Origin of the sequence: Arthrobacter sp. PvP103 (assembly GCF_017833075.1) — a bacterium.
In the GTDB taxonomy this organism is placed as follows: Bacteria; Actinomycetota; Actinomycetes; order Actinomycetales; family Micrococcaceae; genus Arthrobacter.
Genome location: NZ_JAFIBQ010000001.1, coordinates 76606 through 94268, shown reverse-complemented (window position 1 = coordinate 94268; position 17663 = coordinate 76606). Strand labels below are relative to the sequence as shown.

The window sequence follows — 17663 nt, the reverse complement described above, 5'->3', positions numbered from 1 at the left end:
TACACAACACAATCATGTCGTAATTTACTCCCCCGTTCCAGTAAGGCGAGGCTGACCTCGGTCACATCCGGTCGGGTGGCGTGCCTACTACATCCCGTAGAATGCTTTGGTGCGATCTCCCGATTCTCCCGTCCTGTCCATTACGGGACTCATTAAGGACGTTGGCCCGCTGGCCTCGCTTGACGGCAAAATGCTGCGGGTGGTCAGCGGCGTATCCCTCACCGCCGAACGCGGACAGGTCACTGCCCTGCTGGGAGCCAACGGCGCCGGTAAAACGACCACCATCGAATGCGCCCAGGGTTTGCAGCGGCGGTCCGGCGGTGCGGTATCCCTGCTGGGCCAGGATCCGGACACCTCGGGGGCGTCCCTCCGTTCCCGCGTTGGCGTGATGCTGCAGGACGGCGGGTTGCCGCCGTCGGCCCGTCCCATCCCACTGCTGAAGCATATCGCCGGAATGTACCAGGATCCATGGCCGGTGGATGAGTTGATCGGACGCCTTGGCATTGACACTTTCAGCCGCACCACAGTCCGGCGCCTCTCGGGCGGCCAGCGGCAGCGGCTGGCCCTCGCGGCTGCCCTGGTGGGAAACCCCGAGGTCCTCTTCCTCGACGAGCCGAGCGCGGGGCTGGATCCGCAGTCGCGCCAGCTTGTTTTCCAGCTCATTTCCGAACTGCGGGACGCCGGCATGGGAATCGTCCTGACGACGCACCTCATGGATGATGCACAGCGGCTGGCCGACTACGTGTACATCATTGATGCGGGCCGGAACGTCGCGGAAGGTACGGTGGCCCAGCTGCTGCAGCGGAACGTCGGTGCCGACGCCGCCCAGGAACATGTCCGGACGCTTCTCTTCGAGGCACGGCCCGGACTCGACTTCACGGGCGTGCTGCCTGCCGCCGTAGACGTCCGCGAGACCCGCGCCGGGAGCTATGCCGCCACCGGCGCGCTGACGCCGGACGACCTGGCCGCACTGACAGCCTGGTGGGCCGCGCGCGGCATCATGCCGGGTTCCATGAGCCTGGAGGCCCGGAGCCTTGAAGACGTATTTTTGGACATTTCGGGAAGGGAGATCCGATGAGCCGGGTTCTCGGCAGCGCTCCTGCCCCGCTGCTTCGCCGCATTCTGCTCCAAGGCAGGTACGAAGCGCTCACGATGCTCCGGAACGGCGAGCAGCTCATCCTGGCAATTGTGCTGCCACTGCTGGCATTGGTGGGCCTGACCGTCACCCCGCTATTGGACGGCCTGGGCGGCAGCCGGGTTGACGTGGCCGTGCCGGGCATCCTCGCCCTGTGCGCCATGTCCACCGCCTTCACCGGACAGGGCATCTCCACCGGCTTCGACCGCCGTTACGGGGTGCTGCGGTTCCTGTCCACCACTCCCCTGGGCCGCACCGGCCTGATCGCAGGAAAGATCCTGGCCGTACTGGCCGTACTGATCCTTCAGGTACTGGTGGTGGGCATGGTCGCTTTCCTGCTCGGTTGGCAGCCCACGACGGCGGGCTGGGTTCCGGCAGTGGTACTGCTGGTTCTGGGGGCGGCAGCTTTCACGGCCCTGGGGCTTCTGGTCGCAGGCACGGTCCGCCCGGAGGCAACCCTGGCCATCACCAACCTTTTGTGGATCCTCCTCGGAGCCCTGGGCGGCATCGTGCTGCCTGCCGAGCGGCTGCCCGGCCCGGCCCGGGACATCGTCCACCTCCTGCCCTCCGGGGCTTTGGGCGAGGCGCTTCGGGATGCCTTCCTCGCAGGCAGCTTCAATGGCGGAGCCACCCTAATCCTGCTGCTCTGGACGGTAATCGCCGGCGCAGCGGCCATCCGTTGGTTCAAGTGGAATTGAGAAAAACGTGAGCACGGCATCGCGCTTCCCCCAGATACTCGGACGCATGACGTCCAAGCTGCCAGTCACGGTGGACTCGACCGTCCGCAGGCTGGCCGTCCTCTCACTCATCGGACAGACGGTGCTCGTGGTGACCGGCGGCGCGGTCCGCCTCACTGCGTCCGGGCTGGGCTGCCCCACCTGGCCGCGCTGTACTGATGCGTCCCTGGTCAACACTCCGGAAATGGGCATCCACGGTTTCATCGAATTCGGCAACCGGCTCCTGACGTTCGCGCTGGCGGCGATTGCGGTGCTCATGCTGGTGTATTTGTGGAACCTCCGCAAAGAGCGCAGGGACCTCTTCCTGCTCGCCTTGGGCCTGCTGGCAAGCATCCCGGCCCAGGCCGTCATCGGCGGCATCACGGTGCTCACCCAGCTCAACCCGTGGGTCGTGGGTCTCCACTTCCTGGTCTCGATGGCCCTCGTTGTTATCGCGACGCTGCTGGTCAACAGGGCCTACGGGCGTACGGGACGGTTCCCCGCCGTCGCACTTCCTGCCCTTCCCGGAGCCGCCCGGCCGGTGATGGCCGCCGTCGCGCTCTTTTCCGGCGTCGCAGTGATGCTTGGAGTGGTGGTTACCGGAGCGGGGCCGCACGCAGGTGACGCCGACGCGCCCCGGAACGACCTGGACTGGGACCTCTTCTCCCACATCCACGCCGTGCCCGCCTACCTTGTGACCGCCGGTGCGCTCTTCGGTGTATATCTCGTATTCCGAGACCGGATCACGGGGCCGTTCCGCACGGCTGTCCTGTTGCTGCTGGGAGTCACGGTGCTGCAGGCGGTTATTGGCTTCACGCAGTACTACAACGGCATTCCCGCACTACTGGTAGGCGCCCACATGCTCGGTGCGGCGCTCCTCATGAGCGCCGCCACGAACGCGGCGGACCTCGCACGGTTCAGCCCGGTTAAATAGGGCTTACCGGCCGATAGTACTGCCGGACCCCGTAGGGCAGCGCCGTTCGGTCAGACGGCTCGAGCACCCCGGACCCCCAAGGTCCGGGGTGCTTTACTTTTCACGGCCGACGCTCTCTCACATCCTGCGGGTTTTCCACCGACGCTCTCTCACATCCTGCGGCCCCCAAAAGGAAACGCTCCTTCACGAGTGTGAACTGGTCCCGGAAAGTCGGAACTGAATTTCTCAGTACAACTTCCGCGAACCAGGTCAGTATGAAGGAGCGTTTCAGGAAAAGCTGCGAAAGCTGACAGAGCGTCCGGGTTTAACCAGCAGGGAGTGAGAGAGCGTCTAGCCCATGATGGCTGAACCGACAAAGGGGTCGACGGCCAGTGCAATGAAGAGCAGGGTCAGGTAGCTGATGGAACCGTGGAAGACCTTCATGGCGCCCTTGTTGGAGACGTCGCCGCCCTGGGCACGGTTGTAGAGCGCGTGCGATTCATAGAGGAACCAGGCACCCGCGACAACGGCGGTTACCGTGTAAACCCAGCCGGCCCCGCCGGCGGGGATCAGCAGCAGCGAGCAGGCAACCATGGCCCACGCGTACAGGACGACCTGGACCGAGACAACCTTTGCGCCGGCGATTGCCCCGAGCATCGGCACGTTGGCGTTGCGGTAGTCCTCGCCGTAGCGCATGGACAGCGGCCAGTAGTGCGGCGGGGTCCACAGGAAAATCACCATGAACAGGACGATGGCCGGCCACTCCACAGTGTTGGTCACGGCGGCCCAGGCGATCAGCACCGGGAAGCATCCGGCCGCTCCGCCCCAGACGATGTTCTGGGCCGTACGGCGTTTAAGGATCATGGTGTAAATGACTACGTAGAAAACGATGGCGCCGAGGCCAAGCCAGGCCGAGAGGGGGTTGGCGCCGAACCAGAGGATAGCGATGGCGGCTGCACCCAGCAACCAGGAAAACACGAGTGCCTCGCGCGGAGTCACTTCACCGGTTACCAGGGGGCGGTTCTCGGTCCGGTGCATCAACTTGTCGATGTCGCGGTCGATGTAGCAATTGAAGGCACCGGCGCTGCCGGCAGCGAACGCTCCGCCCACGAGCGTGGCCAGGATCAGTCCGATGGAGGGGAATCCGCGTTCGGCGTAGATCATGGTGGGCAGTGTGCTCACAAGCAGGAGCTCGATGACCCGCGGTTTCGTGAGGGCAAGGTACGCCTTGGCTTTGCGGGCTATCCCGATCTTACCGGGGAGCCGGGAGGCGTTCAGCGGCGTATCTGTTGTGCTCACGGTGGCAGTCACTCTGTTCTGTCTGGCTGTTCAGTCCGGCTGGTTCTCGCAGCGGCGGCGGCCCAAAAGGGCCCGCTCCCTCCGGCGGTGGCCTCCGAATATCATACCGTGGCTCTCCGGCGCCCAAAGCCTCCATGATTCCGACAGGTTAAGCGTTCCTCACTGCAACTGCGCGGCGTGGTGATTCATATAAGGAAAATTCAGTCCACTTAGTGAGATATACGCTGACCAGCCCTTGGAATGGGGCTAAGCTGTCTGCAGATCAGCACGCAAGGAATGCCAACGGAATGCGCATTCCCGGAATCTCGAACGCGACTGAATGAAGATCAACGTTTCAATGGTGAACGGCTGGTACTAACCGCAGCGGGCGCCATTATGTGTGTCCCCGCTCCGGCCTGTTCGTACCACCTGCCGTCAGCACAGAGAGGGGCCCGGTTTTCGTGCCACATTTGGAAGAGCAAGAACTGTCATGGACCAGTTTGGACCAGCGAGCCGTTGACACGGTCCGCATTCTGGCCGCGGACGCGGTCGAAAAGGTAGGCAACGGCCACCCGGGCACCGCGATGAGCCTCGCCCCGGCCGCCTACCTTCTCTTCCAGAAGCTGATGCGCCACGACCCGAAGAACCCGGACTGGATCGGCCGCGACCGGTTCATCCTCTCCCCCGGCCACACCTCCCTCACGCTGTACATCCAGCTGTTCCTCTCCGGCTACGGGCTGGAACTGAAGGACCTGAAGGCGCTGCGGACCTGGGGTTCGCTGACACCGGGACACCCGGAGTACAAGCACACCGCCGGTGTGGAAATCACCACCGGCCCGCTGGGCCAGGGCCTGGCGTCCTCGGTCGGTTTCGCTTACTCCCAGCGCCGCCAACGCGGCCTGTTCGACGCCGATGCTCCCGCCGGCACGTCGCCGTTCGACCACACCATCTGGGTCATTGCCTCCGACGGCGACCTCCAGGAAGGCGTGACCTCCGAGGCTTCCTCGCTGGCCGGCCACCAGGAACTCGGCAACCTCGTCGTTGTGTACGACGAGAACCACATCTCCATTGAGGACGACACCGACGTCGCTTTCACCGAGGACGTCCTCAAGCGCTACGAAGCCTACGGCTGGCACGTCCAGCGCGTGGACTGGACGAAAACCGGCGAATACAAGGAAGACGTGCAGGAACTGTACGCCGCCCTCCTCGCCGCGAAGGCGGAGACCTCCAAGCCCTCCATCGTCTCACTGCGCACCATCATTGGCTACCCGGCGCCGAAGAAGCAGAACACCGGCAAGATCCACGGCTCCGCCCTGGGTGCCGAAGAAGTCGCCGCGCTGAAGAGTGTCCTGGGCTTTGACCCCGCGAAGACCTTCGAAGTTGACGAAGAGGTGCTGGCCCATGCCCGCGCCGTCGTGGACCGCGGTGCAGCCGCCCGCAGCGAATGGCAGGACTCCTTCGAAGCGTGGCAGGCATCCAACCCTGACGCCGCCGCGCTGCTGGAACGCGTCGAGGCACGCAAACTCCCGGTGGAGCTCGACTCGGCCCTGCCGGTGTTCGAAGCAGGCAAGGACGTCTCCACCCGCGCCGCCTCCGGCAAGGTCCTGAACGCGATCGGCCCGGTCATGCCGGAACTGTGGGGCGGCTCGGCCGACCTCGCCGAATCCAACAACACCACCATCGAAGGTTCGCCTTCGTTCATCCCGGCGTCCCGGTCCACCGAGGCATGGAAGGGCAACCCGTACGGCCGGGTGCTGCACTTTGGCATCCGTGAGCACGCCGCCGCCTCGATCGTGAACGGGATCGCCCTGCACGGCAAGACCCGCGCGTTCTCCGGCACCTTCCTGATTTTCTCGGACTACCAGCGCCCGGCCATCCGCCTCGGCGCACTGATGGGCGTCCCGTCCCTGTACGTCTGGACGCATGACTCCATCGGCCTCGGCGAAGACGGCCCCACCCACCAGCCGGTGGAGCAGCTGGCCTCCCTGCGCGCCATTCCGGGCCTGGACGTTGTCCGCCCCGGTGACGCGAACGAGGTTTCCGCTGCCTGGAAGGCCATGCTCGAAAACCACGAGAACCCGGCCGGCATCGTCCTGACCCGCCAGAACATCCCCACCTACGCCCGTGGCGAAGGCGACGCCGAGGGTGACACCTTCGGTGCAGTCTCCGGCGTGGCGAAGGGCGGCTACGTCCTGGCCGAAGCTTCCAAGGACGGCAAGACCGCCGATGCCCAGGTCATCCTGATCGGCACCGGCTCCGAGGTCCAGCTTGCCGTGAACGCCCGCGAAGCCCTCCAGGCCGAAGGCATCCCCACCCGTGTGGTGTCGATGCCGTGTGTGGAGTGGTTCAACAAGCAGGACGCCGCCTACCGCGACGCCGTCCTGCCCCCGGCCGTGAAGGCACGTGTGTCCGTCGAAGCCGGCCTGGCCCTGGGCTGGAAGGAATTCGTCGGCGACGCCGGCCGTTCCATCAGCCTGGAGCACTTCGGCGCCTCCGCCGACTACAAGCGCCTCTTCCAGGAATTCGGCATCACGGCAGAAGCAGTTGCCGCCGCGGCCAAGGAATCCCTCGCCGGCCTCTCCAACTGATTAACAACCACGGTTCCGGGGGACGTTGCGCCCCCGGAACCCCTGATTTCCAGGAGTTATGACATGACTACCCCCACCCAGCAGCTCTCGGACGCCGGCGTCTCGATCTGGCTCGACGACCTCTCCCGCGGCCGCCTGCAGACCGGCACCCTGCGCAAGCTCATCGAAGAGAAGAATGTCGTTGGTGTCACCACCAACCCGTCCATCTTCCACGCCGCCATCACCTCCGGCACGGACTATGACGCCACCATTGCTGAGCAGGCAGCAGCCGGCTCCACCGTCGAAGAGACCGTCTTCGAAATCACCACGACTGACGTCGCCGACGCCTGCGACCTGTTCGCCCCCGTCGCCGCCGCAACCAGGGGTGTTGACGGCCGCGTGTCCATCGAAGTGGATCCCCGCCTCGCCTGGGACACCGCGGGCACCATCGCCGAAGCCAAGCACCTGTACAAGAAGGTCAACAAGGACAACGTCCTGATCAAGATCCCGGCAACCCTCGAGGGCCTCGAGGCCATCACGGCCACCCTGGCCGAGGGCATCAGCGTCAATGTGACCCTGATCTTCTCGCTGGAACGCTACCGCGCCGTGATCAACGCCTTCCAGTCCGGCCTGGAACAGGCCAAGGGCAACGGCCACGACCTCTCCAAGATCCACTCGGTCGCCTCCTTCTTCGTCTCGCGCGTCGACGCCGAAATCGACAAGCGCCTCGACGCCATCGGCACCGACGAAGCCAAGGCACTCAAGGGCAAAGCCGGCCTGGCCAACGCCCGCCTGGCATACCAGGTGTACGAGGAGCTCTTCTCCACCGAACGCTGGGCACTGCTCGCCGAAGCCGGCGCCCTCCCGCAGCGCCCGCTGTGGGCCTCGACCGGCGTGAAGGACCCGGCCTACCCGGACACCCTCTACGTCACCGAACTCGTCGCACCCGGCGTGGTCAACACCATGCCGGAGAAGACCCTCGACGCCACGTTCGACCATGGTGTGGTCACGGGCGACACCGTCACCCGCGGTTACGACGACGCGAACGCGACGCTGAACGCCCTCGACGCGCTGGGGATTTCCTACAACGACGTCGTGGCACTGCTTGAGTCCGAGGGCCTGGATAAGTTCGTGGCCAGCTGGAAGGAACTGCTGGGTGACGTCGAAGGCGCCCTGGCCTCTGCACGGAAGGCTTCCTAACCCATCATGAGCACACTCAGCTACGACGCCACCGGCGCAGCCCGTGAGGCACTTGAGCAGCACCTCCCCGCGCTGCTGGAAGACCGCATCGCCACCAGGATTTTCGCGAAGGACCACACCTTGTGGGGTCCGGACGCCGAACAGGAATCCGCTGTCCGGCTGGGCTGGGTCGAGGCGGCCACCGTCTCGCAGCCTCTGGTCAGTGACATCCTGGAACTCCGCGACGCACTGAAGGCCGAGGGTGTCACGCGGATTGTCCTCTGCGGCATGGGCGGATCCTCGCTGGCGCCTGAAGTCATTGCGGGCACCGCTGGCGTCGAGCTGACTGTGCTTGACAGCACTGACCCCGAACAGGTCAGTGCTGCCCTTGTGGACCGCCTTGCCGAAACCGCCATTGTCGTTTCGTCCAAGTCCGGCTCCACCGTCGAAACGGATTCCCAGCGGAGGATCTTCGAGCAGGCCTTCACCGATGCCGGCGTTGACGCGAAGAGCCGCATCGTCATCGTCACTGACCCGGGTTCGCCGCTGGACAAGGCATCACGTGAGGCCGGCTACCGCGCCGTCTTCAACGCCGACCCCAACGTCGGCGGACGCTTCTCGGCACTGACCGCTTTCGGACTGGTCCCCTGCGGGCTGGCCGGCGTGGACATCCAGGCGTTCCTGGACGAGGCCGAAGAAGCAGCCGAGATCCTCAACGAGGACGCCCCCGAAAACATCGGCCTCGCCCTGGGGACCGCGCTGGGCGGCACCAACCCGCTGCGCAACAAGATCGTCATCGCGGAAGACGGGTCCGGCATTGTCGGTTTCGCCGACTGGGCCGAACAGCTCATCGCCGAATCCACCGGCAAGCTCGGCACCGGAGTCCTGCCGGTCGTCGCCGGTCCGTCAGCTCCGGAGGTCACCTCCGGCGCTGCCGACATCCTGGTGGTGCGTCTGGTTGCTGCCGACGCCGACGACGTCCAGCTCGGTGATAACGAGGTTGCCATCGCCGGGGGCCTGGCAACGCAGATGATGGTGTGGGAATTCGCGACGGCCGTTGCGGGGCGCCTGCTGGGCATCAACCCGTTTGACCAGCCCGACGTCGAAGCCGCCAAGGTGGCCGCACGCGGCCTGCTGGACGCGCAGCCGGAACCGACTCCCGCCAACTTCGTTGACGGCGCCATTGAGGTCCGCGGCGGCGACTGGCTGGGAGATGCCTCGACGGCGTCTGCCGCAGTGTCCGCGTTGCTCGCCCAGCTCGCCGACGACAGCTACCTCAGCGTCCAGGCCTACTTCGACCGGCTGGCAAATGCTCCGTTTGAAGGTGTCCGCGACCAGCTCGCAGCAGTCAGCGGACGTCCTGTGACGTTCGGCTGGGGCCCGCGGTTCCTGCACTCCACCGGCCAGTTCCACAAGGGCGGACCCGCCATCGGCGTGTTCCTGCAGGTCACTGCCGAGTCCGCAACGGATCTGTCTATCCCGGAGCGGCCGTTCACGTTCGGTGAGCTGATCTCGGCGCAGGCCGCCGGTGACGCCCAGGTTCTCAGCGACCACGGACGTCCGGTCCTCCGCCTGCACCTCACTGACCGCGCCTCAGGCGTCAAGCAGCTGCAGGATATCGTTTCAGAGCTTGCCGGCCAGGCAGCATCCCACACTGAAAGCTAAGGCACCGAACCAACCATGCCAGAAACTGAAAACGGCAGCAGGAAGTCAGCCGGGCGGGGCCGCAACCCGTTGCGGGATCCCCGGGACCGCCGGCTAAACCGCATCGCCGGCCCCTCCTCGCTGGTCCTCTTTGGAGTGACCGGCGACCTTGCCCGCAAGAAGCTCATGCCTGCCGTCTACGACCTGGCCAACCGGGGCCTGCTGCCGCCGAGCTTTGCCCTGGTGGGCTTCGCCCGGCGGCAGTGGGAAAACGAGGATTTCGCCGCCGAGGTCAAGGAGTCCGTTAAGGCCTACGCCCGGACCCCGTTTGACGAGGCAGTGTGGAATCAGCTGTCCGAGGGCATCCGTTTTGTCCAGGGAGAGTTCGACGACGACGACGCCTTTGAGCGGCTCGGTGACACGATCGATGAACTGGACGAGCAGCGGGGTACGCGCGGGAACCACGCGTTTTACCTGTCGATTCCGCCGAAGGCGTTCGAACAGGTCTGCCGCCAGCTGTCGAAGCACGGCCTGGCCCAGGCTGAGGGTGACAAGTGGCGCCGTGTGGTCATCGAGAAGCCGTTCGGGCACGACCTCGAGTCCGCCCGGCAGCTTAATGACATCGTGGAGTCGGTGTTCCCGCCGGATGCTGTCTTCCGGATCGACCACTACCTGGGCAAGGAAACGGTCCAGAACATCCTGGCGCTGCGTTTCGCGAACCAGTTGTTCGAACCGCTCTGGAACGCGAACTATGTCGACCACGTCCAGATCACCATGGCCGAGGACATCGGGACCGGCGGCCGGGCAGGCTACTACGACGGCGTGGGCGCGGCCCGCGACGTCATCCAGAATCACCTGCTGCAGCTCCTGGCGCTGACGGCCATGGAGGAACCCATTTCCTTCAACGCCGATGACCTTCGTGCCGAGAAGGAAAAGGTCCTGGCTGCGGTCAAGCTCCCGGACGATCTCTCCACCCATTCAGCGCGCGGTCAGTTCGCCGGCGGCTGGCAGGGCGGCGAGCAGGTTCTTGGGTACCTGGAGGAGGAAGGCATCCCTGCCGACTCCACCACGGAAACCTACGCCGCCATCCGGGTGGATATCCACACCCGGCGCTGGTCCGGTGTGCCGTTCTACCTGCGTGCCGGCAAGCGGCTGGGACGCCGCGTGACGGAAATCGCAGTCGTCTTCAAGCGCGCCCCCAACCTGTTGTTCCGCGATCACGGCGAGGACGACTTCGGCCAGAACGCCGTGGTGATCCGCGTGCAGCCTGACGAGGGCGCCACGATCCGCTTCGGTTCGAAGGTTCCGGGGACGCAGATGGAAGTCCGCGACGTCACGATGGACTTCGGCTACGGGCACTCGTTCACCGAGTCCAGCCCCGAAGCCTATGAGCGGCTCATCCTGGACGTCCTGCTGGGCGAACCGCCGCTGTTCCCGCGGCACCAGGAGGTGGAACTGTCCTGGAAGATCCTGGATCCCTTTGAAGAGTACTGGGCAAGTTTGGGCGAACAACCTGAGCCCTACGCCCCCGGAAGCTGGGGCCCCGCCTCGGCGGACGAGCTGCTTGCCCGCGACGGACGAACCTGGAGAAGGCCATGATCGTAGATCTTCCCGACACAACAACCTCGAAGGTCTCCAAGAAGATCATGTCCCTGCGCGAGCAGGGCGGCGTGATCGCCCTCGGACGGGTGCTCACCCTCGTGGTGGTCACCAAGTCCGGGCTGGAAGAAGAGGCCATTGAAGCGGCCAACGAAGCCAGCCGGGAACACCCCTGCCGGATCATCGTCCTCGCCGATGCCGGTGCCCAGGCCCCCACGCGGCTGGACGCCCAGATCCGCGTGGGCGGCGACGCCGGCGCGTCCGAAGTGATCGTACTCCGCGGCTATGGTGAGCTCGCCGAGGAAAGCGAGTCGCTCGTTGCCGCCCTCCTGCTCCCCGACGCTCCGATTGTGGCCTGGTGGCCTCACGGTGCGCCCAAGAGCGCCTGTGAGACCTCCATCGGACGCATCGCGCACCGCCGCATCACCGACTCCGCCAACGAGGAGGACCCGCAGAAGGCACTGGACAACATCCGGAATACATACAAGGCCGGCGACACCGACCTCGCCTGGACCCGCCTCACCAACTGGCGGATCCAGCTGGCCGCTGTCCTGGACCAGGTCGACTCGTCGCCTGTCACGGCCGTCGCCGTGGAAGGCGCCTCGGACTCCCCCAGTACCCTCCTTCTTGCAGCGTGGCTGACACTGGCCCTCGATGCCCCGGTGACCATCGTGGCAGATCCCGCCGGGACCGGCATCCGGCGCGTCCGGCTGAGCCGCGCCAGCGGCGACGTCCAGCTGTTCCGTCCGGGATTGTCCGTGGCTGAACTGACGCAGCCGGGCCAGCCCGCCCAGCGCATCTCGCTGCCGCGCCGCAGCCTCAGGGACTGCCTCGCCGAAGAACTGCGGCGGCTGGATCCCGACGAAGTCTTCGGCGAAGTGATTACTATTGGACTGCCCCGTACAAATCTAAGGAGTGTCCGTCCCAGTGAGCGCTGATCCCAGAGTAAGCATCCACCCTGACTCATCAGTATTGATGGCTGCCATTGCAGCGCGGCTCATCACCAAACTCGTGGATGTTCAGGACAAACACGGTGAGGCAACGGTGGTGCTCACGGGCGGGACTGTGGGCATCGGAACCCTCAGGGCGGTTGCTGACTCGGCCGCGGCTCCGGCAGTGAACTGGTCCAAGGTCAACTTCTGGTGGGGCGACGAACGCTTTGTCGCCAGCTCAGACAGCGACCGCAACACCCTCCAGGCGCATGAAGCGCTGCTGTCGCACATCCCCGTGGACCCGGAACGGGTGCATGAACCCGGCTCCACGGACCACTTCGACAGTCCGGAGGACGCTGCCGCTGACTACGCACGCCGTCTGGCCGAAGCAGCTGCAGCCGAGCATGCCGCGGACATGTCCGATGACCGTCCCGAGAACCCGGGGACGCTTCCCCGGTTCGACGTGGTCCTCCTTGGCGTGGGCCCGGATGCCCACGTGGCCTCACTCTTCCCCGAACAGGCAGGCATCCGGGAAAAAGAGCTCACGGTTGTGGGCGTCCGGAATTCGCCGAAACCGCCGCCCGAACGGATTTCGCTGACTTTGCCGGCGATCAACACGGCAAGTGAGGTCTGGATGGTCGTTGCGGGCGAGGACAAGGCAGGTGCCGTGGGCCTTGCCCTGGCAGGTGCAAACCCCGTGCAGGTCCCCGCGGCGGGACCTACGGGCCGCTCACGGACGCTGTGGCTGATCGATGAGAACGCCGCGTCAAGGGTTCCCGAGCAACTAGTCCGTAAAGGTCCCGCGGGCTCGTAGCCGTTCCAGCGCTCCGGCCAGTACGTCTTCGGCGTCCTGGCTGGAGCGTCGCTCTTTAACGTACTCAAGGTGGCTTTTGTAGCCCTCGTCGGCATGATGCGGCAGCTCGACGCGGGACTCGTCCCGTGAGGCAGTCCCTCCGCAGCGGCGGCAGTCCCAGACCACGGGGATCTGGTCCTCCGGTAGCTTAATGAAAACAGGCCGCGTCTCGTGTCCTTTGGCGCACCAATAGGAAACACGAATACGCGGCAAGCGTTCACCGACAACGTCGTTAGGCTGAATTTTCGGGGCTGACCCTTCGGCCACCCCCACACGGGTTCCCCGGAACCCTGAAGCAGCATGCACCATCGGGAACTCCTGGCTACTCGACTGACCGGTTGTTGGAAGCCAACAGCCACAGTTTAGTGCGGAGTTCCCGACGGCGGCAGGGCCGTTAGTACCGGGCGTGTAAATTCCGGGGAAAATCCCGTCCCGGCACGTTTCGGCCGGACTGCTAGGAGTCGCCGCCCCCGGAGAAGCGCATCAGCAGGCCGAGTGCGATGATGACGACTCCCCAGGTGACGCCCAGGATGACCGTGAACCTGTTGAGGTTGCGCTCCGCCACACCGGACGAGCTGAGGCCCGAGCTCATGCCTCCGCCGAACATGTCCGACAGACCGCCGCCCCGTCCCTTGTGGAGCAGGATGAGCAGCGTCAGCAGGAGGCTGGTGATGCCCAGGAGGATCTGCAGAATGACATGAAGAACGTCCACGACGGCCTTTCAGAAGTTGATGATTGCGGAGGTCAAGGCTGTGTCCGGACTAATCCGTCAGCAGGTGACTCTCGAACCTGACAATATTAGCAAACTCGGCGGGATCGAGGCTGGCGCCGCCCACCAACACGCCGTCGACGTCGCGTTCGTTCAGGATGGCGGCCGCATTGTTGGCCTTGACCGAACCGCCGTAAAGCAGACGGACCTTGGCGGCAACCTCGTCGCCGAACAGGGTGGTGAGCTCGGCGCGGATGGCGGCGCACATCTCCTGTGCATCCTCCGGACCTGCTACTTCACCGGTGCCGATGGCCCAGACGGGCTCGTACGCGACCACAAGTTCGGCTGCTTCGTCGGCGCTGAGGCCTTCGACGTCGGCACGGAGCTGGTCAAGGGTGTGCTGGACGTGCGTGCCGGCCTGCCGGATCTCGAGGCCTTCACCGACGCAGAGCACCGGGGTGATTCCGTGGCGGTAGGCGGCCTTCACTTTGGCGTTGAGGACCTCGTCGGTCTCGTTGTGGATGGTGCGCCGTTCGCTGTGGCCGACCAGGACGTACTTGCAGCCCAGCTTGTTCAGGAACTGGCCGGAGATGTCACCCGTGTAGGCACCGGAATCGAACTGCGAAAGGTCCTGGCCGCCGTAAACGATTTCCAGTTCGTCGCCCTGGACGAGGGTCTGGACGCCGCGAAGGTCGGTGAAAGGCGGGAAGACAGCTACCTCGGCGCGGCTGTAATCATGCTTGGCGTCGGACAGGGTCCAGGCCAGTTTCTGCAGCAGCGTGATGCCCTGGACGTGGTCCATGTTCATCTTCCAGTTGCCGGCAATGAGGGGCGTGCGGTCGAACTTGCCATTCGTTGACGTAGTCACGTGTTCTCCAAAAGTGCTTGTGATGTGAACAGCCGGCAGGGCCCCGACTTTTCAGTGCGGTGCCCTGCCGGCTGGAGGATCTAGCGGTCCAGGACGCTAAGGCCCGGCAGTTCCTTGCCTTCGAGGTATTCCAGGCTGGCGCCACCACCCGTGGAGATGTGGCCGAACTGGTCGTCGGCGAAGCCCAGGGTGCGGACAGCAGCTGCGGAGTCACCGCCGCCGACCACGGTGAAGGCATCCGCTTCAGTGAGGGCCAGCGCAATGGCACGGGTGCCGCCGGCAAAGGCGTCGAATTCGAAGACGCCCATGGGGCCGTTCCAGAACACTGTCTTGGCGCCCTTGATCCGGTTGGCGAATTCCGCCGCCGATTCGGGTCCGATGTCCAAGCCGATGCCCTGCGCGCCGAAACTGCTGCCTTCGATGGCGTCGGCCCTGACCGTCTCGTGGTCAGCGTCAGCGGCAAACTTGGCAGCCACCACAACGTCCGTGGGCACGACGAACTCGGTGCCTGCGTCCGCCGCGCGCTTCAGGTAGTCCTGGACCACGGGGATCTGGTCTTCTTCGAGCAGGCTGCCGGCGACCTTGTGGCCGTCAGCTGCCAGGAACGTGAACAGCATGCCGCCGCCCACCAGGATGGTGTCGGCTTTGCCGATCAGGTTATCGATGACCGCGAGCTTGTCCGAGACCTTGGAGCCGCCGAGCACCACCACGTAAGGCCGCTGGGTCTCAGTTGTGAGCTTGCGGAGCACCTCCACTTCGGTGTGCACAAGGTCGCCCTGGTACGACGGGAGCCGGGTGGCGACGTCGTACACGCTTGCGTGCTTGCGGTGGACGGCGCCAAAGGCGTCATCCACGAACGCGCCGTTCTCCCCCGTCAGCGACACCAGTTCGTCCGCGAAGGCGCCGCGCTCGGCGTCGTCCTTGCTGGTCTCACGGGCATCGAAACGGACGTTTTCAAGGACCAGGACTTCGCCGTCCTGCAAGGCAGCGGCATGCTCCTTTGCCGAGGCACCGACGGTGTCTCCGGCCAGGGTGACCTTGAAGGGAGCCAGCTCGGCCAGCCGCGTGGCGGCAGGCTTGAGGGAGTATTTTTCCTCCGGGGCGCCCTTGGGGCGTCCGAGGTGGGCTGTGACCAGCACGCGGGCACCGGCGTCCGTGAGCTTCGTCAGTACTGGCAAGGACGCTTTGATGCGGCCGTCGTCAGTCACTTCAGAGCCGTCGAGCGGCACATTCAGGTCACTTCTGACCAGAATGTACCGCCCGCGGACACCATCAGCGATCAGTTCGTTGAGGGTGTGGAATGTCATGTGTCTAACCCTAGCCCAGCTTGGATGCGACGAGCTCCGTGAGGTCGACCAGGCGGTTCGAGTAGCCCCATTCGTTGTCATACCAGGAAACAACCTTGACCTGGTTGCCGATGACCTTCGTCAGGCCGGAGTCGAAAATCGACGACGCCGGGTCGCCCACGATGTCCGATGAGACGATCGGCTCATCCGTGTAGGTCAGGAAGCCCTGGAGCGCCTCGGACTCGGATGCCTTCTTCAGGGCTGCGTTGACTTCCTCAACGGTGGTCTCACGGGAAACGGTGACCGTGAGGTCGGTGGCGGAGCCGGTGGGGACGGGGACGCGGATGGCGTAGCCGTCCAGCTTGCCCTTGAGTTCCGGAAGCACCAGGCCGATTGCCTTGGCCGCACCGGTGGAGGTGGGGACCATGTTGATGGCGGCGGCGCGGGCACGGCGGAGGTCGTTGTGCGGACCGTCCTGCAGGTTCTGGTCGGCCGTGTACGCGTGGACCGTCGTCATGAGGCCGCGTTCGATGCCGAACTCGTCGTTGACGACCTTGGCCAGCGGGCCGAGGCAGTTGGTGGTGCAGGATGCGTTGGAGATGATGTGGTGCTTGGCGTTGTCGTAAAGCTCGTGGTTGACGCCCATCACGATGGTGATGTCCTCGTCCGAAGCCGGGGCGGAGATCAGGACCTTCTTGGCGCCGGCGTCGAGGTGCTTCTTGGCGGCAGCGGCCTTGGTGAAGAAGCCGGTGGACTCGATGACGATGTCAACGCCCAGCTCTCCCCAGGGGAGGTTCGCGGGGTCGCGCTCGGCGAGAACCTTAACGACGTTGCCGTTGACGACGATGTTGCCGTCCTTGACCTCGATGGTCTCCTTGAGGCGGCCGCCTACGGAGTCGTACTTGAAGAGGTGGGCCAGCGCTTCGGGGCTGGTGAGGTCGTTGACTGCAACGATCTCGAGGTCAGCGCTCTGTGCCAGTGCAGCACGGAAGTAATTGCGGCCAATGCGGCCAAAGCCGTTGATACCAATACGGGTCGTCACTTTTTCAGTCTCCTTGGTGCTTGTTGAAGCACAACTAGTTAAGCGGGCGTTCAAGCCAACTAACAGATCCCGCACGCCATTGGGCAGAGATGATTACCAGATCGGAGGGCGACCAGCCACATTGCTGAAGGCTAACCGCCTTCCGTGATCCATCTTACGTTTAAGAAGGTCCGCCCCCGCAAGTGCGGGGGCGGACCGTCCACGATTCGGCCCGAAACGGACTAAATGTGAAGTTTGTTACAGGGTGATGTCTCGCCCGTCACACCTGAACGGCACTACAGGGTGATGAGACCCGTGGCGTTCTTGCGTGCGCCGTCGAAGCGCTTGGCGACGTCGGCCCAGTTCACGATGTTCCAGAACGCCTTGACGTAGTCGGCCTTGACGTTGACGTAGTCCAGGTAGAAGGCGTGCTCCCACATGTCGAGCATCAGCAGCGGCGTGGTGCCGAGTGCAACGTTGCCCTGCTGGTCATAGAGCTGCTCGATGACGAGGTTTCCGCCGATGGGTTCGTAGGCCAGGAATCCCCAGCCGGAACCCTGCAGGCCCAGCGCGGCGGCGGTGAACTGCGCACGGAAGGCGTCGAAGGAACCAAACGCGTCATCGATGGCTGCGGCCAGCTCACCCTCGGGCTTGTCGCCGCCGTCCGGGGACAGGTTGTTCCAGAACACGGAGTGGTTGACGTGGCCGCCGGTGTGGAAAGCCAGGTCCTTCGAAAGCCGGTTGATGTTGGCGAAGTCGCCCTTTTCGCGTGCCTCAGCCAGCTGGGCCAGCGCGTTGTTGGCACCGGTCACATAGGCAGCGTGGTGCTTGCTGTGGTGCAGCTCCATGATGCGAGCGGAGATGTGGGGCTCCAGCGCTGCGTAGTCGTAGCTGAGTTCAGGCAGTACGTACTCGGTCACAAAATCCTCCAATGTCGTGGACAGGTTGTCCGGTTTGGTAACT

Annotated in this window: 16 protein-coding genes; 9 read left to right on the top strand and 7 right to left on the bottom strand. The window is 64.8% G+C overall.

Features of this window, described 5'->3' with window-relative positions:
- The first annotated feature begins 109 nt into the window (after window positions 1-109).
- From JOE41_RS00410 to JOE41_RS00400, 3 genes are read left to right on the top strand one after another with little or no spacing between them, the layout of a single operon-like run.
- Window positions 110-1078, top strand: coding sequence for an ABC transporter ATP-binding protein (locus JOE41_RS00410; protein WP_011691947.1), 969 nt, complete (start codon window positions 110-112; stop codon window positions 1076-1078).
- The gene (locus JOE41_RS00405; protein ID WP_011691946.1) at window positions 1075-1833 is read left to right on the top strand and encodes an ABC transporter permease; all 759 of its coding nucleotides are present in this window, start codon (window positions 1075-1077) and stop codon (window positions 1831-1833) included. Before JOE41_RS00410 ends, JOE41_RS00405 begins: the two co-directional genes overlap by 4 nt.
- 7 nt (window positions 1834-1840) lie before the next feature.
- The gene (locus tag JOE41_RS00400) at window positions 1841-2785 is read left to right on the top strand and encodes a heme A synthase (RefSeq protein ID WP_043429759.1); all 945 of its coding nucleotides are present in this window, start codon (window positions 1841-1843) and stop codon (window positions 2783-2785) included.
- Window positions 2786-3115: 330 nt separating this feature from the next.
- Here the strand turns inward: JOE41_RS00400 and JOE41_RS00395 are convergent, their stop codons facing one another.
- A complete protein-coding gene (locus JOE41_RS00395) occupies window positions 3116-4075 on the bottom strand; it encodes a heme o synthase (protein ID WP_209744804.1) in 960 nt (319 codons plus the stop codon).
- A gap of 437 nt (window positions 4076-4512) precedes the next feature.
- On the opposite strand from JOE41_RS00395, the gene tkt reads away from it, so the two are divergent.
- The 6 genes from tkt (at window position 4513) to pgl (ending at window position 12777) form a co-directional block, all read left to right on the top strand.
- Window positions 4513-6630 (top strand): transketolase, encoded by a 2118-nt coding sequence (gene tkt / locus JOE41_RS00390; protein WP_043429756.1) that lies wholly within the window; start codon window positions 4513-4515, stop codon window positions 6628-6630.
- A gap of 63 nt (window positions 6631-6693) precedes the next feature.
- On the top strand, window positions 6694-7809 hold the full coding sequence (gene tal, locus JOE41_RS00385; protein ID WP_209750303.1) for a transaldolase: 1116 nt from the start codon (window positions 6694-6696) through the stop codon (window positions 7807-7809).
- Between the two features lie 6 nt (window positions 7810-7815).
- Window positions 7816-9453: a glucose-6-phosphate isomerase gene (locus JOE41_RS00380; RefSeq protein WP_209750301.1), complete on the top strand. Its 1638-nt coding sequence runs from the start codon at window positions 7816-7818 to the stop codon at window positions 9451-9453.
- Window positions 9454-9468: 15 nt separating this feature from the next.
- Window positions 9469-11031: a glucose-6-phosphate dehydrogenase gene (gene zwf / locus JOE41_RS00375; RefSeq protein WP_011691940.1), complete on the top strand. Its 1563-nt coding sequence runs from the start codon at window positions 9469-9471 to the stop codon at window positions 11029-11031.
- A complete protein-coding gene (locus tag JOE41_RS00370) occupies window positions 11028-11969 on the top strand; it encodes a glucose-6-phosphate dehydrogenase assembly protein OpcA (RefSeq protein ID WP_011691939.1) in 942 nt (313 codons plus the stop codon). The genes zwf and JOE41_RS00370 overlap by 4 nt, the downstream gene beginning before the upstream one ends.
- Window positions 11959-12777 (top strand): 6-phosphogluconolactonase, encoded by an 819-nt coding sequence (gene pgl / locus JOE41_RS00365; RefSeq protein ID WP_011691938.1) that lies wholly within the window; start codon window positions 11959-11961, stop codon window positions 12775-12777. The genes JOE41_RS00370 and pgl overlap by 11 nt, the downstream gene beginning before the upstream one ends.
- Here pgl and JOE41_RS00360 read toward each other — a convergent pair.
- The 6 genes from JOE41_RS00360 to JOE41_RS00335 all read right to left on the bottom strand — a co-directional run bounded on the left by JOE41_RS00360 (window position 12748) and on the right by JOE41_RS00335 (window position 17620).
- The gene (locus tag JOE41_RS00360; RefSeq protein WP_011691937.1) at window positions 12748-13125 is read right to left on the bottom strand and encodes an RNA polymerase-binding protein RbpA; all 378 of its coding nucleotides are present in this window, start codon (window positions 13123-13125) and stop codon (window positions 12748-12750) included. The genes pgl and JOE41_RS00360 overlap by 30 nt on opposite strands.
- Before the next feature lie 145 nt (window positions 13126-13270).
- Window positions 13271-13528 (bottom strand): preprotein translocase subunit SecG, encoded by a 258-nt coding sequence (gene secG, locus JOE41_RS00355; RefSeq protein ID WP_011691936.1) that lies wholly within the window; start codon window positions 13526-13528, stop codon window positions 13271-13273.
- A 49-nt stretch (window positions 13529-13577) separates the two neighbouring features.
- Entirely contained in the window at window positions 13578-14393 is an 816-nt protein-coding gene (tpiA, locus tag JOE41_RS00350) for a triose-phosphate isomerase (RefSeq protein ID WP_209750299.1), read from the bottom strand.
- Between the two features lie 80 nt (window positions 14394-14473).
- Window positions 14474-15700 (bottom strand): phosphoglycerate kinase, encoded by a 1227-nt coding sequence (gene pgk, locus JOE41_RS00345; protein ID WP_209750297.1) that lies wholly within the window; start codon window positions 15698-15700, stop codon window positions 14474-14476.
- 10 nt (window positions 15701-15710) lie between these two features.
- Window positions 15711-16721: a type I glyceraldehyde-3-phosphate dehydrogenase gene (gene gap / locus JOE41_RS00340; protein WP_209750295.1), complete on the bottom strand. Its 1011-nt coding sequence runs from the start codon at window positions 16719-16721 to the stop codon at window positions 15711-15713.
- A 275-nt stretch (window positions 16722-16996) separates the two neighbouring features.
- Complete coding sequence (locus JOE41_RS00335; protein WP_043430683.1) at window positions 16997-17620, bottom strand: superoxide dismutase; 624 nt, start codon at window positions 17618-17620, stop codon at window positions 16997-16999.
- Window positions 17621-17663: the final 43 nt, after the last annotated feature.